The 20,951-nt window shown below is 64.4% G+C and carries 17 protein-coding genes; 10 read left to right on the forward strand and 7 right to left on the reverse strand.

Annotated features, from left to right (window positions below):
* The first annotated feature begins 2 nt into the window (after window positions 1-2).
* Both ACO055_RS14685 and ACO055_RS14690 read left to right on the forward strand, forming a co-directional pair.
* A complete protein-coding gene (locus tag ACO055_RS14685) occupies window positions 3-2,375 on the forward strand; it encodes a TonB-dependent receptor domain-containing protein (RefSeq protein ID WP_422059609.1) in 2,373 nt (790 codons plus the stop codon).
* A 51-nt stretch (window positions 2,376-2,426) separates the two neighbouring features.
* Complete coding sequence (locus ACO055_RS14690; RefSeq protein ID WP_282949228.1) at window positions 2,427-2,990, forward strand: cytochrome b/b6 domain-containing protein; 564 nt, start codon at window positions 2,427-2,429, stop codon at window positions 2,988-2,990.
* A 179-nt stretch (window positions 2,991-3,169) separates the two neighbouring features.
* Here the strand turns inward: ACO055_RS14690 and ACO055_RS14695 are convergent, their stop codons facing one another.
* The 7 genes from ACO055_RS14695 to ACO055_RS14725 form a co-directional block, all read right to left on the reverse strand.
* Complete coding sequence (locus ACO055_RS14695) at window positions 3,170-4,504, reverse strand: MFS transporter (protein ID WP_282949227.1); 1,335 nt, start codon at window positions 4,502-4,504, stop codon at window positions 3,170-3,172.
* 90 nt (window positions 4,505-4,594) lie between these two features.
* Window positions 4,595-5,209 carry a transmembrane anchor protein gene (locus tag ACO055_RS14700; RefSeq protein ID WP_282949226.1) on the reverse strand — a complete coding sequence of 205 codons (615 nt, stop codon included), beginning with the start codon at window positions 5,207-5,209 and terminating at the stop codon, window positions 4,595-4,597.
* Between the two features lie 17 nt (window positions 5,210-5,226).
* On the reverse strand, window positions 5,227-5,949 hold the full coding sequence (locus ACO055_RS14705) for a HupE/UreJ family protein (RefSeq protein WP_282949225.1): 723 nt from the start codon (window positions 5,947-5,949) through the stop codon (window positions 5,227-5,229).
* A gap of 65 nt (window positions 5,950-6,014) precedes the next feature.
* On the reverse strand, window positions 6,015-9,182 hold the full coding sequence (locus ACO055_RS14710) for an efflux RND transporter permease subunit (RefSeq protein ID WP_422062480.1): 3,168 nt from the start codon (window positions 9,180-9,182) through the stop codon (window positions 6,015-6,017).
* A 28-nt stretch (window positions 9,183-9,210) separates the two neighbouring features.
* Window positions 9,211-10,458 carry an efflux RND transporter periplasmic adaptor subunit gene (locus ACO055_RS14715; RefSeq protein WP_282949223.1) on the reverse strand — a complete coding sequence of 416 codons (1,248 nt, stop codon included), beginning with the start codon at window positions 10,456-10,458 and terminating at the stop codon, window positions 9,211-9,213.
* Window positions 10,455-11,687, reverse strand: coding sequence for a TolC family protein (locus ACO055_RS14720; RefSeq protein WP_282949222.1), 1,233 nt, complete (start codon window positions 11,685-11,687; stop codon window positions 10,455-10,457). The genes ACO055_RS14715 and ACO055_RS14720 overlap by 4 nt, the downstream gene beginning before the upstream one ends.
* A 110-nt stretch (window positions 11,688-11,797) precedes the next feature.
* A complete protein-coding gene (locus ACO055_RS14725) occupies window positions 11,798-12,226 on the reverse strand; it encodes a hypothetical protein (RefSeq protein ID WP_422059610.1) in 429 nt (142 codons plus the stop codon).
* Window positions 12,227-12,617: 391 nt separating this feature from the next.
* Here ACO055_RS14725 and ACO055_RS14730 point away from each other — a divergent pair, with 391 nt between their 5' ends.
* The 8 genes from ACO055_RS14730 (at window position 12,618) to ACO055_RS14765 (ending at window position 20,922) form a co-directional block, all read left to right on the forward strand.
* A complete protein-coding gene (locus ACO055_RS14730) occupies window positions 12,618-13,010 on the forward strand; it encodes a DUF3703 domain-containing protein (protein ID WP_422059611.1) in 393 nt (130 codons plus the stop codon).
* Complete coding sequence (locus ACO055_RS14735) at window positions 13,007-13,390, forward strand: hypothetical protein (protein ID WP_282949219.1); 384 nt, start codon at window positions 13,007-13,009, stop codon at window positions 13,388-13,390. The genes ACO055_RS14730 and ACO055_RS14735 overlap by 4 nt, the downstream gene beginning before the upstream one ends.
* 55 nt (window positions 13,391-13,445) lie before the next feature.
* Complete coding sequence (locus tag ACO055_RS14740) at window positions 13,446-14,654, forward strand: TolC family protein (RefSeq protein WP_282949218.1); 1,209 nt, start codon at window positions 13,446-13,448, stop codon at window positions 14,652-14,654.
* Window positions 14,655-14,667: 13 nt separating this feature from the next.
* Complete coding sequence (locus tag ACO055_RS14745) at window positions 14,668-15,840, forward strand: efflux RND transporter periplasmic adaptor subunit (RefSeq protein WP_282949217.1); 1,173 nt, start codon at window positions 14,668-14,670, stop codon at window positions 15,838-15,840.
* 1 nt (window position 15,841) lies between these two features.
* The gene (locus ACO055_RS14750; protein ID WP_282949216.1) at window positions 15,842-19,123 is read left to right on the forward strand and encodes an efflux RND transporter permease subunit; all 3,282 of its coding nucleotides are present in this window, start codon (window positions 15,842-15,844) and stop codon (window positions 19,121-19,123) included.
* Window positions 19,124-19,206: 83 nt separating this feature from the next.
* Complete coding sequence (copM, locus tag ACO055_RS14755) at window positions 19,207-19,611, forward strand: CopM family metallochaperone (RefSeq protein ID WP_422059612.1); 405 nt, start codon at window positions 19,207-19,209, stop codon at window positions 19,609-19,611.
* Between the two features lies 1 nt (window position 19,612).
* Window positions 19,613-20,242, forward strand: a complete 630-nt coding sequence (locus ACO055_RS14760; protein ID WP_422059613.1) for a cation transporter — start codon at window positions 19,613-19,615, stop codon at window positions 20,240-20,242.
* 209 nt (window positions 20,243-20,451) lie between these two features.
* Entirely contained in the window at window positions 20,452-20,922 is a 471-nt protein-coding gene (locus tag ACO055_RS14765; protein WP_282949213.1) for an SRPBCC family protein, read from the forward strand.
* Window positions 20,923-20,951 lie beyond the last annotated feature (29 nt).

Consider the following 20,951-nt stretch of genomic DNA (forward strand, 5'->3'; position numbering starts at 1 on the left):
CGGTGACCTGGACCCATTTGATACCCGTAGCGGCGATCGCCATCTGGACGGCAAGCCCGGCGGCCGCTGCGGAAAGCCAGCGCTTCGATATCCCAGCCCAGCGCCTCGACAATGCATTGATCACGCTTGGTAACGCGGCGCAAATCTCGATCGGCGGAATCGATCAGAGGCTCGCCGGCGCGCGCAGCAAAGCCGTTCACGGGCGGATGACGATCGCCCAGGCGCTGACGACGATGCTGCGCGGTACCGGTTTCACCTACCAGATCGTCGATACGCAGACCGTGCGGATCGTCGCTTTGGCGCCGCGGTCCAAGCCTGTGCGGCCCGCACCGCGGCCCGCCGTGCCGCCGCCGAGAGCCAGCGCCGCGGCCCCGGCGCCCGCCGAAATCGTCGTGACCGCGACCAAGCAGGGTCAGGCCCTCGACAGCTATCCCGGCACCGCACATATTCAGTCGGTCGGCGGGATCGGCCTCGGTGAAAATCAGGGTACGGCAGCATTCATTGCCCGTATTCCGACGCTGACCTCGACCAATCTTGGGCCCGGCCGCAACAAATTGTTCGTGCGCGGGATTGCCGACAGCAGCTTCTCGGGACCGACCCAATCGACCGTGGGTCTCTACCTTGGCGACCTGCGGCTCACCTATAACGCCCCCGAGCCCGATTTGCGCCTCTACGACATCGACCGCATCGAAGTGATCGAAGGGCCCCAGGGTACTCTCTATGGCGCGGGCGCGCTCGGCGGCATCGTGCGGATTGTCCCCAGGATGGCGGACAATGGCGGGTTTCACGCTTCGGCGACCGTCGGGCGATCCGTCACGCGCGATGCCGAACCCGGCTATGATCTCGGCGGAATGCTCAATATCCCCGTCATCGCCGACCGAATGGCGCTCCGCGTGGTCGGCTACAACCAAGTCGAAGGCGGCTACATCGACAATGCGACGCTCGGTATGCGCAATACCAACCGGACGCGCATAGACGGCGCGCGCGCAAACCTGCGCGTGGAGCCTGGCGATAATTGGACGATCGACCTCAACGCCGTCATCCAGAACATCGATACGCGCGATGGCCAATATGCCGACATCGATCAGCCACTCCGCACCCATGCGGCCAATATCGCCCAGCCGCACGACAATGATTTCAAGGCGACAGGACTGGAAATCGCCAAGGACTGGGGCGATCTCAAGCTGCTCTCCTCCACCGGGATCGTGGACCATGACCTGTCGGACACCTTCGATGCGACCGGGTATGGAGGAAATCCGGAAATCCAGATATTCCAAGGGCATGAGGCGATTCGCCTCCTGACCCACGAGACGCGCCTCTCGCACGGCATGCCTTCGGGCAACAGCTGGGTCGCAGGGGTTAGCCTCGTCCGCAATATCGACCGTATCGACCGTCGGCTCGGCCCTCTCGGAGCGCCGGTCACGCTGGCGCAATTGCGAAACCAGAAGACCGAAGTCGCAATCTTCGGCGAGGCGACCCAGCGGATCGCTCCACGCCTTTCCGGAACGCTTGGGGGGCGTGTCGTCTTTGCCGAGACGATCGGGGAGCTGATGGGTGGCTCCGGCGAGGATTTCGAACCGAAGCGTCGGCAAATTCGTGTCCTCCCGACTGCGGCACTGTCATGGAAACCGACGTCCGACCTCCTGACGTTCTTGCGATACCAAAGCGGCTTCCGCAGTGGCGGCATCGCGATCACGGGGGGACAGATCAATTCCGCGCAGCGATTCGATTCGGACTCGATCCACAACGTCGAACTCGGGGTCCGGTTCGGCAGCGAGGCTGACAGCGCGAGGCCCCGTTTTTCCGGCGGCATCACAGCATTCTATTCGATCTGGACCAGTATCCAAGCCGACCTGATTGGAAGCGACGGGCTACCCTTTACCGAAAATATCGGACGCGGCACGGTTTATGGTGCGGAGATCAACGGCCGGTGGCACGTAACCGATCACCTGTTTTTCGACGGTGCGCTGTTCATCAATCGCAGCGCGCTGACCAATCCCGTGGAGGGGCTCGAAGAGGCCGACGAAAGACCGCTTCCCAACGTCGCTCGAACCGGTGGACGGTTTACGGCGGCTTGGGAAAGCCCGCTGTCCGACCGGCTGAGCCTGAAACTCGACGGGACCGTAAGGCTAATCGGCGCATCGAGCCTTGGGACGACCGCGCCGCTCATCCTCGAGCATGGCGAAACGACCCAGCTCGATTTTTCCGCTTCGCTCGCGGCAAGGGACTGGGCGCTGACGCTCGATGCCACAAATCTCCTGAATGTTAGCGGGAACAGCTTTTCCTACGGAAATCCGTTCACCGTGGCGCTGGGCAAGCAGATTACGCCACTGCGGCCGCGAACCGTGAGGGTGGCGCTTCGGTTAGGCTTCTGAACAATTGGAAAGGCGCTAACAGTGACCTCGCGAACACAGGAGTGGGTATTTATGTCCGATGCCGTGTTGAAAAATAGACGGTCGACCGCCACCAAGATTCTGCACTGGTTGGTGGCGCTCGCCATCATGACGCAATTGGGCCTTAGTTTGGTGATGCAAAGCCCGACTCGCAACCGTCCCGGAGATAGCTTTTTTGAAATCCATGAAAAGGTTGGGATCGCTGCGACGTCGCTGCTCGCGGCATTCTGGATCTGGAGTGTCTTGCGTTCGGGCGAGACGCGCCTCGTTGCGTTTTTCCCTTGGTTCTCGCCGAAGCAACTCAGGTTTGTCGCTACCGATGCCAAAAGACTATTTGCACCGATCGAGGACGGAAACAGGGAGCGGCCATTTGCCAGCGCCATTCATGGTCTGGGACTCATCATTGCCTCGGTGATGGCGCTAAGCGGTGTCGTTGGCTATTTCGTGGCCTCGGCTAGCCCCCTCATGGAAGTTCATGAAACGGTGGCCCCGTTGATGTGGGCTTATCTCATCGGGCATGTTGTCAGCGCACTTTTCCACGAACTGCGCGGCGAGCGGATCATCGCGGCCATGTTCTACGCATCGAGCCGCCAGTAGGTTTCACGGTTGGAATGGCTTCGTTAGGCAAGCCAGCGCGCAAAATTGACAAAACTCGCCGACGGTCGATCCCCCCGTGTTTCATGCTGGCGCGGTGATCTCGACAGTGTCAGGGCATGCTCCATTTTTCGAGGACAATCGGCTCCTTAATCGGACGTGAGTCGTTAAGAGGCGAACCCCTATCGGTCTGGCCAGTGGGGGTGCAGATCGTCAATTACGAATGCGTGTTCTGCTTCCCCCGTCGCATGATCCTCGCGAAGATGCGGATGGTCCGCCGGCAAATCGTCATGACGATGCGTCAGGATGTCCGGGTCCTCGCGCGGCCAGACACGCAGGGCGATGAGCGTTCCCATGAGCGCCAGCACCGCGCTTGCGGCGAGGGCCGTGCCCATTCCGGCGCGGGCACCAACCTGGCCGGCGAGCGGATAGGCGACAAGCCAGCAGACATGGCTCAGCGCGAATTGGGCCGCAAACAGGGCCGGCCGGCCCCCAGCATCCGACGAGCGGCGGAGCAGACGCCCGCCCGGCGTGATGCTGGCGGAATAACTGACGCCGAGCGCAAACCAGCCCAGCAGCAGGAAGCTCCAATAGCCCGGCGCCTCGTGCATCGACCATGATGCTGCCAGCACGGCGAGGACGACGGTCATGGCCACGGCTGCCGCAATCATCACGGCGCGGTCGGCGACCCGATCGAGCAGGCGCGGCAACAGCAGCGCCGCGAGCATCGAGCCGCCGCCGAAGGCTGCAAGCGTGATCGCCATCTCGCTCTGTCCCAGCCCGAGAAGGCCGCGCACCACCGCCGGCGTGTTGACGATGACCATCGCACTGGCGGCCGCCGCGGCAAGCGTAACCGCCAGCAGGCCGCGAAGCCGCGGGGTCCTCAGATATTGGCGGGTGCCTTGCGTCGTCTTGTCATAGATGCCGCCGTCTGGCGCCTTGGCCGCGGTGCGCGGCAGCGTGACCGACAGCACGAGCAAAGCCGAGCAGGCGAAGCCGATCGCGGTGCCCGAGAAGAGCCAGTGGAAACTGATGATACCAAGCAGCGCGGCGGCGAGGATAGGGCTGACGAGGCTTTCCATGTCATAGGCCAGACGCGAGAGCGACAGGGCGCGCGTATAATCCTTCTCGTCGGGCAGCACGTCGGGGATCGTCGCCTGGAAGGTTGGCGTGAACCCGGCCGACGCCGACTGGAGGATGAAGATCAGGAGATAGATTTGCCACACCTGGTCGACGAAAGGCAGGAACAGCGCGACGAGGCCGCGCACCACATCCATCGCGACGAGGAAGGGCTTGCGCGGCAGGCGTGAAGCATAGGCTCCGACGACCGGCGCAACGCCGATATAAGCGACCATCTTGATCGCCATCGCGGTCCCGAGCACTGCGCCTGCATCGGCGCCGGCGATCTCGAAGGCGAGGAGGCCAAGCGCGACCGTTGCGAGGCCCGTGCCGACGAGCGCGATGATCTGCGCGAGGAACAGGTGGCGGTAGGTCCGGTTGGCAAGAACGGCGAGCATAGGTGGAACTCCGCTGTCGGCGATTATAGGGGCATCGTCTCCGACCCGGTCGGCGACCGGGCCGGAGTCCGTCAAATCATTGTTGCCTTGTCAGACAACGCGGCGGATGTCGCTATAGGCGCCGTCGGTGCGCAGCGTAATCGTCACGGGCGCGTCCGAGCGATTGCGCCAGAACCAGCCGTGCTTGCCGTCGAAGGCTGCGACAAGTTCGCCGCTCTCGCCGGTGGTATCCTTGCCCTTGCCATAGCCGTGGTACGCGATGCCCGGTGCGTCGGCGTGCGTGTCGAAATTGACGCGCCCGCCTTCGACCGACCAGTTGAAGTTGAGGCGCGCGTCCTTCGCCATCGTCGCCTTGATTTCGGCACCCTGTCCTGGCGCGAGGGTAAGCTTCATCGTTTCCGAGCGTTGCGGCGCGTCCGCCTTGGCGGCGGTTGCTGTCGGAGATGCCACCTGGGCAGCCGGAGCGGCGGAAGCACTTCCGGTGGCCGCGTCGGCCGCGGCCTCTTTGGCGAGCTGCAGCTTGACCTCGCCCATTTCGGTGAGGCCAAGCGCGCCGCCGATCCCGGTCGGATCGATCGCATATTCGCTGGGCAGCACGACGGCGACGAGGATGGCGCCCGCGGCAACGGCGGCGAGCGCGGTCGCGCGGATCAGCTGGCTGCTGGTCGGCAGGTCTTCGGGGCGGGGGCGCTGTGAATTGAACATGATGTGGTTTCCTTCGATTAAGCGGCCGCGAGGCCGGCGAGCTGGTAGCCGACGAGCACGAAGCCCGCGGTCATGAGGATGGTGTTGACGGCGAAGGCATGGCGCATGAAGCTCGGGGTGCGGCGCCAAAATCCCATCAGGATGAGGATCGTGCCGAGCGCGAGCAATTGCCCGATCTCGACCCCGATGTTGAAGGCGAGCAGGTTGGGGATCAGGCCTTCGTTCGCGATCTCGAACTCGAGGATTTTCGTCGCGAGGCCGAAGCCGTGGAAGAAGCCGAAGATCAAGGTCGCGGCCTTGGTGTTGGGCTGGACGCCGAACCAGCGCTGATAGGCGCCGAGATTGTCGAGCGCCTTGTAGACGACCGACAGGCCGATGATCGCGTCGATGATATAGGCGTTGGCGCTGATGCCGGTGAGCACGCCGAACAGCATCGTCGTCGAATGGCCGATCGCGAACAATGTCACATACAGCCCTATGTCCTTCATCCGGTAGAGGAAGAAGATCACACCGAAGAGGAAGAGCAGATGGTCGTAACCGGTGACCATATGCTTGGCCCCGAGATAGACGAACGGCCAGAAGAGAATGCCGCTGCTTTCCTGGATATAGCCCTTGTCGCCCTCGGCGACATTGTGCGCCCAGGCTTCTGCGCCGATCGCGAAACAGAGAAGAAGGAGGCTCGCGGCGAGCAGTGCGGCGCGCAGGACGCCGCCCGGCGGAGCGATGGATCGGATAGACATCATAATACTCCTAGAATGTCGGGAATGGGTGCCCCGCGCGCCGACTGGGCGCGCGGGGCGAGTGGTCAAGCCGGTAAAGGCTTGGCCGCTGGGGGCTCGGGATTTGGGTCCTTGGCGCGGCGGCCGTGCACCATGCGGTAGAGCGCCGGCAGGATGAGCAAGGTGAGGATCGTCGAGGAGACGATCCCGCCGATCACCACCGTCGCGAGCGGACGCTGGACCTCCGCCCCCGCGCCGACGTTGAACGCCATCGGCACGAAGCCGAGGCTCGCCACCAGCGCGGTCATCAGCACCGGGCGGAGACGCGTCAGCGCACCCTCGCGGATCGCCACATCGAGTCCGCTCCCCCCTTCGCGAAGCTGCCGGATGAAGCTCAGCATGACGACGCCGTTGAGCACCGCGACCCCGGAGAGCGCGATAAACCCGACGCCCGCCGAGATCGACAACGGCATGCCGCGCACCAGCAGCGCCGCGACGCCCCCGGTAAGTGCCAGCGGCACCCCCGAGAAGACGATTCCGGCATCCTTCGCCGAGCGGAACAGCGCATAGAGCAGGCCGAAGATCAGCAGCAGTGCGGCGGGCACCACGAGTTGGAGCCGCTTGGCCGCCGAGATAAGCTGTTCGAACGTCCCGCCATAGCTGATCCAGTAGCCTGCTGGCACCTCGACCTCGGCATCGACCTTTGTTCTCAGCTCCTCGATGAAGGAGCCAAGATCGCGGCCGCGGACATTGGCGGTCACCACGACGCGGCGCTTGCCATCCTCGCGGCTGATCTGGTTCGGACCGATCACCACCTCGACCTTCGCCACATCTGCGAGCGGCACGAACCCGCGCATCTCGCTGTCTGGACCCGGCAAGGGGATGCGCAGCCGGCCGAGCTCGTCGACCCGCTCGCGCGCCGCTTCGGGCAGGCGCACGATGATCGGGAAGCGCCGGTCGCCCTCGAAGATCTGCCCGGCCTCGACCCCGCCGATCGACACGGCGACGACATTCTGGACGTCGCCGACGTTGAGCCCGAAGCGCGCGAGCGCCGCCCGGTCGGGCGTGATCTGGAGCACCGGCAGGCCGGTGACCTGCTCGACGCCGACATCCTGCGCGCCCTCGATACCCGAGGCCACAGTCTCGATCGCGTCGCCGACTTCGCGCAGCGTGTCGAGATCGTCGCCAAACACCTTGATCGCGACATCGGCGCGAACCCCCGAGAGAAGCTCGTTGAAACGCATCTGGATCGGCTGGGTGAACTCGTAATTATTCCCCGGGATCTGGGCCACGGCGGCCTGCATCTCGCGGACGAGCTGGGTCTTCGGCTTTCTCGGATCGGGCCAGTCCTTGCGGTCCTTCATGATGATGAAGGTGTCGGCGACCGACGGCGGCATCGGATCGGTCGCGACTTCGGCCGTGCCGATCTTCGCCACCACCCGGTCGACCTCGGGGAACTGTTTGATCCGTGCTTCGAGCGTCGTCTGCATCGAGATCGCCTGGCTCAGGCTGGTGCCCGGAATGCGCAGCGCGTGCATCGCAATATCGCCTTCGTCGAGATTGGGGACGAACTCGGACCCCATGCGCGTCGAAGCGAACCCCGCGATGGCGACAAGCGCGACCGCGCCCGCAACGAACGCGGTGCGCAGCTTCAAGGCGCTGTCGAGCGCGGGCGCATAGGCCTTGCGCGCCCACAGCATCAGCCGGCTTTCCTTCTCCTCGACCTTGCCGGTGACGAACAGCGCGATCGCCGCCGGCACGAAGGTGAGCGAGAGGATCAGCGCCGCGGTCAGCGCCATCACGACGGTGATCGCCATCGGATGGAACATCTTGCCCTCGACCCCGGTGAGCGCGAAGATCGGCACATAGACGAGCGCGATGATCAGCATGCCGAACAGCGAGGGGCGGATGACCTCCGACGTCGCCGAGGCCGCGAGCGCGAACCGTTCACCACGATCGAGCAGTCGCCCGGCCTTGTGCTGCGCCTCGCCGAAGCGGCGGAGGCAATTTTCGACGATGATCACCGCGCCATCGACGATCAGCCCGAAATCGAGCGCGCCGAGGCTCATCAAGTTCCCCGAGATGCCGCCCCGCACCATGCCGGTGATCGTCATCAGCATCGTGATCGGGATGACCGCCGCGGTGATCAGCGCCGCGCGGACGTTGCCGAGCAACAGGAAAAGGATGACGATGACGAGGAGCGCCCCTTCGAGCAGATTCTTCTCGACCGTCCAGACCGCGCGTTCGACCAGATCGGTGCGGTCGTAGATCGGCACCGCCTTGACCCCGGCGGGCAGCGCCCGTGCGGCGACCTCGAGCCGTTCCGCGGCGGCACGCGCCACGATCCGGCTATTCTCGCCCGCGAGCATGAAGACGGTTCCGAGCACCACCTCCTTGCCATTTTCGGTCGCGGCGCCGGTGCGCAGCTCCTCGCCGAGATCGATGTCGGCGACGTCGGCAACGCGGATCGGGATGCCGTTCCGGTTGCTGACGATGATCGCCTTCAGATCGTCGATGCCCAACGCCTGGCCCGGGGTGCGGACAAGATATTGCTCGCCATAGCGTTCGACATAGCCCGCGCCGCTATTGTCGTTGTTGGATTTCAGCGCGCGCACCACATCGTCGAGCGTCAGCCCATAGGCCGACAATCGCGCCGGGATTGGCGTGACATGATATTGGCGCTCATAGCCGCCGATGCTGTTGACCTCAGTGACGCCGGGCGTGTTGCGGAGCTGGGGCCGGATGACCCAATCCTGGAGCGTGCGAAGGTCCTCGGGCGTGTAGGCACTGCCATCGGGCTTCTTTGCGCCGGGGTCGGCCTCGAGCGTATACATGAAGATTTCGCCGAGGCCGGTCGCGATCGGTCCCATTTCGGGGGCGACCCCTGGCGGAAGCTGTTCGCGCGCCGATTGCAGCCTTTCGTTGATCAGCTGGCGCGCAAAATAGATGCTCGTGCCGTCCTCGAAGACCGCGGTGACCTGGCTCAGGCCATAGCGCGAGACCGAGCGCGTATATTGCAGCCCCGGCAGGCCGGCGATCGCGGTCTCGACGGGGAAGGTCACGCGCTGCTCGGCTTCGAGCGGCGAGAAGCCGGGTGCCTCGCTGTTGACCTGGACCTGGACGTTAGTGATGTCGGGGGTAGCGTCGATCGGCAGCCGCTGGAAGCTCCAGACGCCGATCGCGCAGAGAAGGAGGACGGCGGTGAGGACCGCCCAGCGGAAGCGGATCGAGCCCGCGATCATCCGTTCGAGCAAATGCGCCTTGTCTGGCGGGGAGCTGGTGTCAGTGGTCATGGCTGGCCCCCGATTTCTCGATGTCGGCGCGGATCAGGAAGGCTCCGTCGACGACATAGACTTCGCCGGGCGCGAGCCCGCCGAGGACTTCGGTCCATTCGGGTGTGCGCCGCCCGATTTCGAGCATCCGCACCTCATAAGTATTACCAACCTTGGCGAAGACGACCTCGAAGTCGCGGAAGCGCTGGATCGCCTTGGTTCGCACCGCGAGCGGCACATTGGCCTGCGCCACCGCGAAGCTGCCCTCGACCCCCATGCCGGGCCGGAATGTGCGCGACGCCGTCGGCGGTAGATGGACATGCGCCATCAGTGTCTGGCTGCTGATGTCGGCGGTCGGCAGAATCGCTTCGACCTCTCCCTCGAAGCGCGCTTCGCCCGACAGGCTGCGCAGGTTCACCGGCTGGCCGACGCGGACCCGTTCGGCGTCGCGCGGATAGACGAAGAACTCGGCATGAAGCTTGGTCGGATCGGCGATGACGAAGAGCGCGCGATCGCCGGTCGTGTCGCCGACATTGACATTCTTTTCAACAATCGTGCCGCTGATCGGCGCCGTGATGCTGTAGGTCTGGAGCGAATGGCTCGATTCCACCCGTGCGAGAATTTGGCCGCGCCGTACTTGCTGGCCGAGCTTGCCATTCAGCGACATGATCAGGCCGGGAAGCCGGGCGCGGACATCGGCCTTGCCTTCGGGCGTGATCTCGATCCGCCCGCCCATGTCGATGAGGTCGCTGACGGTCGCGCCGCCCGCCGCCTCGACCTTGACCCCACCCGCCTTCGCGGCTTCGGCGGTGATCGTGGTGCGGCCCTCATAGGAGGCGTAGGACCATTTGTGGTTGCGCCCGCCTTCCGACGCCGCAACGCGAACGTCGAAGCTGTGCGGTTCGGTGACGACGCCGCTGCCGCGCAGGAAATCCTCTTGCGGCGTGAAGCTGAACCGGTCGATCTTGCCGCCGAGACGGCCAAGCTCCATCGTCAGTTTGACCTCGGACGGCTTGACCGGCTTGTCGTTCCGGAAGGCATAGACGCGGAACTCCGGATCGACGCCATCTTCGAAGATGGTGACCTCGAGGGCGAAATCGCCGTCGCGCAGCATCCGCCCGCGATGCGGGCCGCGCTCATATTCGCCGGCCTTGGCAGCGGCTTCGCCGCCATCTTTCGTCGGAGGACCGTCGCTGCACGAAACGAGGAGCGCGGCAGTGAGGAGTGGGAACGCCCACATAAGATGTTTTCTGCTCATCGAGCATTCTCCATGGTCGGGATGAGGGCCGCGTGGCGGCCGGTCAGGCGGTCGAGGCGCACGCCCATAAGGTGGAAGCGGCGCAAGAGTTCGACGCGGCGCGAGCGCGCGTCATGGGCGGCGATCTGCGCCTGGCTGAACTCGAGGAAGGTGAAGGCGGTGCCCCCGCGCGCCAGCCCGTCGCTGATCAGGCGCACGGCGCGACTGGCGCTGGGAAGCACCTCCTCGTCGATACGCTTGATTTCGGAGGCGATCAGCCGGCGGTCGGCGACCAGCCGGTCGATCTCGCGGCCGATTTCGACGCGCGTGACCGCAACCTCGGCTTCGAGTGCGCGCTGTTCGGCGCGCGCGCGTTCGACATTGCCGCGATTGGCGGCCTTGCTGCCGAGCGGAATCGAGCCGCCGACCATCACCGCCAGATCATTGCCTTGCCCGAAATGGCGAAGGCCGACACGGGCGCTCGGATCGGCGACATTGCCGGTTTCCGCAAGCTTCACCTTTGCCTCGGCCGCCGTGATCTCGGCCGCGAGGACCGCGACATCGGCTGAGTCGCCGGTGGCGGGAACCGCCACGTCGAGCGTTTGAAACGCAACGGCATCGAGCTGATAGTCGCCGGTGCCGCCCCACCAGACCGCGAGGTTCGCTCGCGCGTTTCGCGCGGTCTCGCGTGCCTGTTCAAGCGCGATCTCGGCCTGCGCGACATTGGTGCGGGCGCGTTCGGCGGCGAACCACGGATCGAGCGCGCCGGTCACGCGGCGGACGACGTCGAGTTCGACGCGCTTGAGGTCGGTAAGTCGTGCTTCGGCGACGGGGATCGCCGCTTCCGCGGCGAGGGCTTCGACCCACGCCGCTTGAACGCGCGCGAGCCGGTCGAGCAGGCGAATGCGGTTCTGCTGGCCGACGATCGCGACATCGGCGCGCGCGGCGCTGATCCGCGCCTCGCGCTTGCCGCCGCGCTCCCACGTCCGTTCGTACCAGCCCGTCGTCTGTGACTGGTTTAACGGCGAATAGGGGTCGGTCCCCGCGAAGTCCTCGAAGTCGATCCCGACCACATCCCGCGGTCGGACGTCGGCCTGCAATATGGCGGCATCGGCCGCTTCGAGCCTTGCGGCGTTGGCGGCGACCGCAGGATCGCTGGCGGCAACCCGCGACAGCGCTTCATCGAGACTTAGGTTCTGCGCCTGGACCGGCAGCGCGAAGGCGGCCAGCAGGGCGCTCCCGCAGAGCAAGACTCTACGGGCAGCATGCGCGCCAAAGCGCGCGCGATTATGGAAAAACATGAGATAACGGCCTCGCTGAAAGGCGTAGAAACATCCCACGCCTCAGGCGGCGCGGGAACTCAGACGGTCAGCGAGATGGTTCTGGGAGGGCGCTCGGGTCCGAGAGCTCGCAGGCCGGCAATCGGCCGCTCGATCCGCCCGCCAAGCAGCGAGCCCGAAGGCGCAAGGGAGGTTGCAGTTGCGATATTGGGAATGAGCAGGTTCGGCCCGCTATCGCCATGATGATGGTGACTGCCATCCAGATCGTCGTCGGGCTGATCACCGGTATCGTGCGAATCGTCATGAGGCGCCGCATGGTCGTCGTGCACAGCGTCGATCGCGAAACTATCTGCCCCTTCATGATCGTGCACCACCATGAGGGCCGGCGCATGCTGGATCTGGCCGGCTGCCTTGGCGGGCATTGTCGCCGCATAGAACATCATCAGCGCCACGCAGAGCATCGCGATCAGGCGGTCAATTGCACGGGCGGGCGAAGTTGGCACATCCACGCGTGTAGTTGCGATCCCTTCCGTTGACAAGCTGCAGCTACCCGCCTCGGCAGGATCGAAATCAATCTCTGAGTGGAGGCTGCGGGTGGTCGGGACGTGGCGCAGGGCCGGTGACGCCAATTCAGATCCCTCAGACTGAGGTGAGAACCGGCCGAACACGGAGTCCCATGATGGGGAACTCGCTCAGCGTCTCGTGACCGGCATACGCCTTTCGAACCAATCTGCGCCGCCCAATATCGGCGGCGGGCGCCATTGGGTCAGCGCAATAATCCGTTCCAAGCTGTTGCGAATGACCTCAAGATCAGCGCTGTCCTCGATTAGGTGCTTGACCCTGTAGTAACTACAGGGTGTAGGTCGCGTTCCGACTCGAGGTTATTCGAGAGGAACGCGCATGGCAAACGACCCCCACCCCGCTAAGATCGCAAAGGCATCAAGCAAAGCCGAAGACCCCGTGCGCACCGCTTATTTTCTCGAACTGAGGGAATATCGAACAGCGCGGGCAATCGGCGACTTCGCTGCGGCATGGCGGCACCTCGAGCGCGCCCATATCGCCGCTCAGCCCAGGTTATGGCTGCACATGGGATCGCATATTACGATGCTCGCATTCGCTTTTTCGCGCCGCGATATGCGGGAAATGTCGGGTCAGTTGCTGCGCATTGCCCTCGTTCCACTCGGCGCGCTGACCGGCCGCCTCCCGACCGGCAACACCGGTCGCGCCCGCATTAGCGCCTTCGCGCCAATGCCGGACGATTTGCAGACTTATATGCGCCAGGATGCGCCATGATCCTCGGCTTGCCTGCGTCTCGTCCGGCTGCTAACCGGCGGTTGATGCGAAATCGCGCGATCCAGTTCCTGTTGCTCATTGTGGCGCTTTTGGCTTGCCCGGACACACCGGTCATGGCCTATGACGCTGCGCCGATTGGCGTCGACGCGCATCAGCATGTGTTTGCGGAGGCCGCCGACGACGCGGCCCCCGACGACAACAGCCCGACGGGCAGCGGCACCGAACTGGTGCATCACCATCATTGCCCCACAGGCTTGGCCGTTGACGCATCGGACGCGGCCGGTGGCTGGTTGTCGACGCGTGACGTGCATCTCGCCGGCACCGCTTCGGCACTCGCTTCGCGCGCGACCGCTCCCCCCACCGAACCTCCCGCCGCCTGATCTCTGCTTCGCGCAGGCCTTTGCCTGCGCCGTGACGCATTGATCAGGAGTATTTATGTCGAAATCATTGGGCACCCTGCTGTTTGCAGGGTTGCTGACCATGGCAGGTCAGCCGGCGTTCGCCGAACCTGTCTCGTTGTCCGACGCGCTTGCGCGCGGTCAGGATGTCTCCCCTCGAATTGCCAAGGCCAAAGCCGAACTGAAGGCGGCCGAAGGCCGCGCCATGCAGGCCGGCGTGCGGCCGAACCCTACCATATCCGCCGAAGTTGAGAATTTCAGCGGCACCGGGCCTTATCGAACCTTTGGCCAGACCGAGACCACAGTCGCGGTCTCGCAGCCGTTCGAACTCGGGGGCAAGAGGCGCGCCCGCAAAGAGGTCGCGGCGGCCGAGCGAGAGTTTGCGCAAATCGCGCTCCGCAGGGCCGAGGCCGACCTCGCATATGACATCATCGTTTCGCACGCCAAGTTGCGCGCGGCCGAAGATCGCGCGAAGCTCGCCGACAGCGACTATGCTAGGGCGGTCGAACTCGCGCGGATCGCTGAGACGCTCGTCGATGTCGGACGCGATCCGCCGCTAACCAAGCTGCGCGCCGACGCGTTGCTCGCCGAGGCGAAGGCCGAAAGCCTGCGCGCAAAGGCGGAGCTTTTGTCGGCGCGGCAGGAGTTGGCCTTGCGCATCGGCAGCGAGGATCCCGAATTGTCGGCCATCGCTCAGGATATTCCGACACCGCCGGCCTTGCCTGCCGATGCCCAGAGCCTCGACGAACGCCTCGCGGCAGCCGAGCGCGATGCGGCTTCGGCGCGAATCCGGCTCGCTCAGGCTGAGGGCGTTCCCGACATCACGGCGTCGGGCGGGGTGCGCAACTTTCGGGAAAGCAAGGACACCGCGTTCATCGTCGGCGTTTCGATCCCGCTGCCGGTGTTCAACCGCAATCGCGGCAATATCTATGCAGCGCGCGCGAGCGGCGAAGCCGCCGAAGCCGAGCTTGCCCAGACGCGTCTCGATACCCGCTTCTCGCGGCGCGATGCCGAGCTGATGCTCGCGGCCGCCACCGAGCGTGTGACGGCCTTGTCGGGCGCCGGACTCTTTCAGGCGAGCGAAGCGGCCCGGGTTGCCGAAATCGGATACCAGCAGGGCAAGTTCACGCTCATCGAGCTGATCGATGCCCAGGAGGCGCTGACCAGCGCCAACCTCAAACTCATTGAAGCCGAACTCGACCGCGCCCGCGCCTTGGCTGCGCTGGGCCGCGCGAACGCGCAATAGGGGACTGAACATCATGCAAATTTTCGAAAACAAGAACCGCCTCATGGCCGCCGTCGCGGTCGGGGCGCTCATACTCGGCGGCGGCGGGATATTGATCGGACGATCGATGACCGCGCCCGAAGCTGCCGCACCCGCGGCAGCACCCGCCGAGAAAGAAGAGGAAGGCCATGTCGAAGGCCAGATCCTGATGGACGTGGCGCGCGCCAAGGGCGCTGGCATCGTCACTGAGACGATCCAGTCCGGCGGTCTCGGATCGGAGATCCTGGCACAGGGTATCGTGGCAGCGACCCCTGAAGGCGAGGCCGTGTTAACGGCGCGCGCCGACGGGGCGATCACGCGCATCAATCGGCGGCTTGGCGACTATGTCAGCATCGGTGACACGGTGGCGGTCATGGAAAGCCGCGATGCGGCTGCGATCGCGTCCGAACGCAGTTCGGCAACGGCGCGGCTGGCTCTTGCCCGCTCGACATACGCCCGCGAAAAGAAGCTCTTCGATGCGCGCATCACCGCAAAGCAGGATCTCGAGGCCGCCGCGGCGGCGCTCTCAGAGGCCGAATCCGAAGCACGGCGTTCGCAGTCGGCGGCATCGGCCGCCAAGGTATCGGGCGACGGCCGCACCCTTGCGGTGACGAGCCTGATTTCGGGGCGGGTCACCAAGTCCGACGCGAAACTCGGGTCCTATGTGCTAGCGGGCACCGAATTGTTCCGGGTTTCCGATCCCCGTCGCATCCAGATCAATGCCTCGGTGCTCGCCGCAGATGCCCGGCGGATCAAGCCCGGCGATACGGCGGTGATTGAACTGCTCGGCGGTGAGACTGTGAATGCTGTGGTTCGCTCGGCAACCCCGAGCCTCGATCCCGACAGCAAGACCGCAACGATTGTCCTCGTCCCCGATGGCATCGGCGGCCTCACGCCCGGCCAGGGGCTGCGTGCGCGGATCAAGCCGCAGGGCGCCGCAGGTTCCACGCTCATCGCGCTGCCCGAAGAGGCGGTGCAGACCGTCGAGGGCCGCGAAGTCGTGTTCGTCAAGACTGCCAAAGGCTTCCAGGCGACCACAGTGGTCACCGGCAAGCGTGGCGGCGGCCGTATCGAAATCGTCGACGGGGTGAAGCCCGGCGCGGTGATCGCGACCAAGGGCGCTTTCCTGCTCAAGGCCGAAATGGGCAAGGGCGAGGCGGAGCATTGAGATGATCGAAAAACTTCTCGACGCGTCGATACGCTTTCGCTGGGGTGTGGTCATCCTCACCCTCATCATCTCGGCCTATGGCATCACGCAGCTCATGAAGCTGCCGATCGATGCCGTTCCGGACATCACCAACAAGCAGGTCCAGATCAATACCGTCGAACCCAATCTCGGTCCGCTCGACATCGAACGCCTCGTTACCTTCCCCATCGAAACCGCCATGGCGGGAATTCCCGGTCTGCAGACGTCGCGCTCGATTTCGCGCAACGGGTTTAGCCAGGTCACGGTGATCTTCGAGGATCATACCGATCTCTATTTCGCGCGGCAGCAGGTCGCCGAGCGGCTCAATCAGGCTAAAGGCACCTTGCCCGATGGCGCCGAACCGCAAATGGGACCGGTTTCGACCGGTCTTGGCGAAGTGCTGATGTACACCGTCGATTTCGCGCCGACCTCGGGGAAAAACAAACCGACGGTCGCCGGGAAGCCGGGCCTCCAGCCCGACGGCTCCTATATAACACCGACCGGGGAGAAGCTCGTCGATGAGGTCGCCAAGCTTGGCTATTTGCGGTCCGTTCAAGATTGGGTGATCCGTCCGCAGCTGCGCTCGGTATCCGGGGTTGCCGGGATCGATTCGATCGGCGGTTATGAAAAGCAGTTCGTCGTTCAGCCCGACGCGACGAAAATGGCGAGCTATGGGATTTCTTTCTCCGAACTCGCCGAAGCCCTCGAACGCGCCAATATTTCGGTCGGCGCGAACTTCGTCGAACGTGGCGGCGAGGCGTTTCTGGTGCGCGCCGATGGCCGCATCCGCACACTCGATGAAATCTCTCGCGCCACCGTTGCAAGCCGCGGCGGCGTTCCCGTCATGGTTCGTGACGTCGCGACCGTGCAGATCGGCGGCGAATTGCGGACCGGCTCGGCATCCGAAAACGGGAAGGAGCTGGTCGTCGGCACGGTGTTGATGCTGGCGAACGGCAACAGCCGGATCGTCGCATCGGCCGCAGCCGAACGCTTGAAAGACGTCACGAAATCCATGCCCGCGGGCATCGTCGTCAAACCGGTGCTCGATCGCTCGCAACTCGTCGATGCGACGATTGGCACCGTCGAGAAGAATCTCGCCGAAGGCGCCTTGCTGGTGGCCGCGGTTCTGTTCTGGTTGCTCGGCAACTTCCGTGCAGCCGTCATCGCCACGCTTGTCATCCCGATCTCGTTTCTGATCATGGGGACGGGCATGAACATCACCGGCACGTCGGGCAATTTGATGAGCCTCGGCGCGCTCGATTTCGGCCTCATCGTCGACGGCTCGATCATCATCATCGAAAACTGCCTCAGACGACTGGCCGAACGACAGCATCATGAAGGGCGATTGCTCTCGCTGAGCGAACGACTGCACGAGGTGTTCGAAGCCTCGCGCGAAATGGTGAAGCCGACGATTTACGGGCAGGCGATCATCTTCCTGGTGTTTGTGCCGTTGCTCACTTTCACCGGAGTCGAAGGCAAGACCTTCTCGCCGATGGCGATCACGGTGTTGCTGGCGCTGGCGGGTGCCTTCATTGCATCGCTGACCTTCGTCCCCGCGATGGTCGCACTGCTTCTTCGCGGCAAGGTCGCCGAGAAGGAAGTGCGTGCGATCGCATGGGTGAAGACGCGCTACGAGCCCGTGCTCAAGCGCGTCATCGCGCGGCCCTGGCCGTGGATTGGTGCCGGCGGCGGGACCTTCGCCGCGGCTGTCCTGGTGTTCGGCATGCTCGGCAGTGAGTTCATCCCGGTCTTGGGCGAGGGCAATCTTGCGATGCAGGCGCTTCGCATCCCGTCGACGTCTTTGAACAAGTCGCAGGCGATGCAGTTGCAGGTCGAAAAGGCTGTCTCAACCCTTCCCGAAGTCGCCTTCATCTATTCCAAAACCGGTACGGCAGAGGTCGCCAGCGATCCGATGCCGCCGAACGCATCGGATACCTTCATCATCCTGAAGCCACGCGACGCATGGCCCGATGGCGTCCGCACCAAGGATGATGTGATCGAACGGGTTGAAAAGAAGCTTGAGCCGCTCGTCGGCAACGCCTTCGAAATCAGCCAGCCGATCCAGCTGCGCTTCAACGAGTTGATCGCCGGCGTGCGCGGCGACATCGCAATCAAGCTCTACGGAGACGATCTCGACGAAATGGGCCGCGCGGCGCAGCAGGTCGCCGCGATCCTGAACACCGTCCCGGGCGCTGCCGACGTCAAGGTCGAACAGACCGCGGGCTTCCCGGTCCTCGACGTCCAGTTCGACCGCGATGCCATCGCACGTTACGGGCTGACGTTGCAGGATGTCAGCGACACGGTCGCGGCCGCGCTCGGTGGGCGCGAAGCCGGCATCGTATTCGAAGGCGACCGGCGATACGATATCGTCGTCCGTCTCGATCGCGCCACGCGCGACGATCTCGACGCGGTGGGGGCGCTTCCCGTGCTTCTTCCCGGCGAGGGCGGTGCGAGGGCATCGGTGCCGCTCAGTGAGCTGGCCAAGTTCGGCTTCTCCGAAGGGTTGAACCAGGTCAGCCGTGAAAACGGCAAGCGGCGGGTGGTGGTGCAAGCCAATGTCCGCGGCAACGATCTGGGATCCTTCGTCGCCGAAGCACAGGAGAAGGTGAACGCGCAGGTCAAGCTTCCGACGGGCAGCTTCATCGAATGGGGCGGGCAGTTCGAGAATCTGCAAGCCGCATCGGCGCGGTTGTCGATTGTCATCCCGATCATCTTCGCGGCGATCTTCGGCATCCTGTTCATGGCCCTGGGCGGCGTGCGCCAGGCGATTGCGGTCTATTCTGCAATCCCTCTCGCGTTGGCCGGCGGCGTCTTTTCGTTGCTGCTGACCGGGCTGCCCTTCTCGGTGTCGGCGGCGGTGGGTTTCATCGTGCTTTCGGGCGTGACGGTGCTCAACGGGCTGGTCGTGATGTCGAGCATCAACCAGCGCATCGACGAAGGAAAACCGGTCGATGTCGCGATCGGCGAGGGCGTCATGGAACGCGTCCGCGCGGTGCTGATGACGGGTATCGTGCCCGCGATCGGCTTCGTACCGATGGCACTCGCCACCGGAACCGGCGCCGAGGTGCAGAAGCCGCTCGCGATCGTCGTGATCGGCGGGTTGATCACCTCGACCTTGCTCACCTTGTTCGTCTTGCCCGCGATCAGCCATCTGCTGCTTCGCGGCCGGCACAACAAGCATGTCGCCGGCGACTATACGGACGTAACCGCCCTTGGCGAACGGGTGTTCCTGCCCGGTGAGGACACGGGCGGCAAACCGGCATGAGCGAGCATCAAGCTCCTCATGCCACGCAGGACGAAACCGATGGCGGCTCTCCGCCGCCATCGGCTTTCCCGGGAGGCAGGGTGATGAAGACCTCCATATCGCTGCTTGGACTCTTGCTTGCGGCCTGTTCGTCCGGGAAGCCGAGCGCCGACGCGGACAGCGCCGGACATGGCGATATGCAGCATGCGGCCGCGGCCACCTCGACACCGGCGGCCAAAGCGTTCGAGGCGGCCGCTGACAAGATGCACAAGGATATGGCGGTGGTTCTCACCGGCGATGCCGATACCGACTTTATGCGCTCGATGATCCCGCATCACGAGGGCGCCGTGGCGATGGCCAAGGTCGCGCTCGAACATGGTAAGGATCCCGAAGTGCGCGACATCGCCAAATCGGTCATCGCAGCACAGGAGAAGGAAATTACCATAATGCGAAGCTGGCTGGCGCGGCGCGACAAGTCGGCGCCGCAAAGCCCGCCCAAGGTGAACTGACATGGCCGGGGCTCCCGATCGCGCCGGCGTCGCGGGCGGTTCTGAAAACCCGAACGAACGCCGGACGCTATGGGTCGTTCTCCTGCTCAATGCCGCGATCGCCGGCGGCTTTTTTGTCAGCGGCTTCTTCGCGGATTCCAGCGCGCTGGTGGCGAACGGGGTCGATAATAGCGCCGATGTCGCCGTTTACGCGATCAGCCTCGCCGCGCTCAGTCGCGGCGACCAGTGGAAGACGCGCGCGGCCAAGGCGTCGGGTGCGATGCTCCTGCTGTTCGCCGTCGCCATACTCGTCGACGTCGCCCGCCGCTATCTCCAGGGAAGCGAACCGATTGGCGCGACGATGATGATCATGTCCGCCATCGCCGCGGTCGTGAACTATATCTGCCTGCGGCTGCTGCAGCGGCTGGAGAAGCCCGACGTCAACCTGCGCGCAGCGACGACGTTCAGTTTCAACGATTTTGTGTCCAACGGCGGCATTCTTGTCGCCGGAGCGCTCGTCCTGTGGCTCGGCAGCAACTGGCCCGATCTGCTCGTCGGCCTCGCGACAGCGGGGATCGCGATCAAGGGCGGAATAGAAATCCTGCGCGACGCGCGCAGCGAGGAAAAAACCGCAAAAGATGGGTCGACCTAAATGGAAGACTCGGTGGCATCGGCGAAAGCGCAGCGACGGAGATGCGGCGGGATGCATCCGCTGGCTTCATTTCTTTCCGATTTGTCACCGATGCGTGCGCCGCAGAATGTCACGATATCCAGAGTTGGCCGGCACGTTGCCGGTTTCCACCGCGGCGCAGGTCCCTCGCCTGCGTCGCGGACTAGCTTCCCGAAGCAAGGAGCTTGCCGATGTTCTCGGTAGAAAGTTCGCTCCGTCTGCACGTTCCGATCGGGCGCGTCTGGCGCTTGCTCGTCGATGTCGAGCGCTACGGCGACTGGCACCCGACGCTGCGCTTTACCGATCGCCCCGGCGACGAGGAGCGGCTGAACTATATCTATTCGCCGCGCGGCGCACGCGGGCCGGAGTTGGCGGCCGAGGGACGGGTTACCGGGCTCGACTGGCTGACCAGCTTCTCCTGGCTGACGGGGATGCCGGGCGTGCTCGTGATCGAGGAAAGTTACCGCCTCGAAAAATTGGGACAAGGCGTCGAGGTGACGCATCGCCTCGCCTGCCGCGGCCTCTTCTCCTGGCTCGGCTACCCTTTCCTGCGGCGCTTCTGCCGTGTCTTCCTGGCGCGCTCGAACAGCGCGCTCGAACAGCATTTCCGTCGCTCGACGGTCCAATCCCGATACGCTCGGCCAAGCGGACGGCGCGCATGAAGGATGATAAGATCTTGGCCGCCGGGAGC

The sequence above is a fragment of the Sphingopyxis sp. genome (genome assembly GCF_965227415.1).
Taxonomy (GTDB): Bacteria; Pseudomonadota; Alphaproteobacteria; order Sphingomonadales; family Sphingomonadaceae; genus Sphingopyxis.

Bases quoted from the DNA above. Each gene is read 5' to 3' on its own strand.
- ACO055_RS14690 (WP_282949228.1), top strand. From the start codon at position 2,427: ATGTCCGATGCCGTGTTGAAAAATAGACGGTCGACCGCCACCAAGATT.
- ACO055_RS14700 (WP_282949226.1), bottom strand. From the start codon at position 5,209: ATGTTCAATTCACAGCGCCCCCGCCCCGAAGACCTGCCGACCAGCAGC.
- ACO055_RS14705 (WP_282949225.1), bottom strand. From the start codon at position 5,949: ATGTCTATCCGATCCATCGCTCCGCCGGGCGGCGTCCTGCGCGCCGCA.
- ACO055_RS14750 (WP_282949216.1), top strand. From the start codon at position 15,842: ATGATCGAAAAACTTCTCGACGCGTCGATACGCTTTCGCTGGGGTGTG.
- ACO055_RS14760 (WP_422059613.1), top strand. From the start codon at position 19,613: ATGGCCGGGGCTCCCGATCGCGCCGGCGTCGCGGGCGGTTCTGAAAAC.
- copM (WP_422059612.1), top strand. From the start codon at position 19,207: ATGAAGACCTCCATATCGCTGCTTGGACTCTTGCTTGCGGCCTGTTCG.
- ACO055_RS14735 (WP_282949219.1), top strand. From the start codon at position 13,007: ATGATCCTCGGCTTGCCTGCGTCTCGTCCGGCTGCTAACCGGCGGTTG.
- ACO055_RS14740 (WP_282949218.1), top strand. From the start codon at position 13,446: ATGTCGAAATCATTGGGCACCCTGCTGTTTGCAGGGTTGCTGACCATG.
- ACO055_RS14695 (WP_282949227.1), bottom strand. From the start codon at position 4,504: ATGCTCGCCGTTCTTGCCAACCGGACCTACCGCCACCTGTTCCTCGCG.
- ACO055_RS14745 (WP_282949217.1), top strand. From the start codon at position 14,668: ATGCAAATTTTCGAAAACAAGAACCGCCTCATGGCCGCCGTCGCGGTC.
- ACO055_RS14730 (WP_422059611.1), top strand. From the start codon at position 12,618: ATGGCAAACGACCCCCACCCCGCTAAGATCGCAAAGGCATCAAGCAAA.
- ACO055_RS14715 (WP_282949223.1), bottom strand. From the start codon at position 10,458: ATGAGCAGAAAACATCTTATGTGGGCGTTCCCACTCCTCACTGCCGCG.
- ACO055_RS14765 (WP_282949213.1), top strand. From the start codon at position 20,452: ATGTTCTCGGTAGAAAGTTCGCTCCGTCTGCACGTTCCGATCGGGCGC.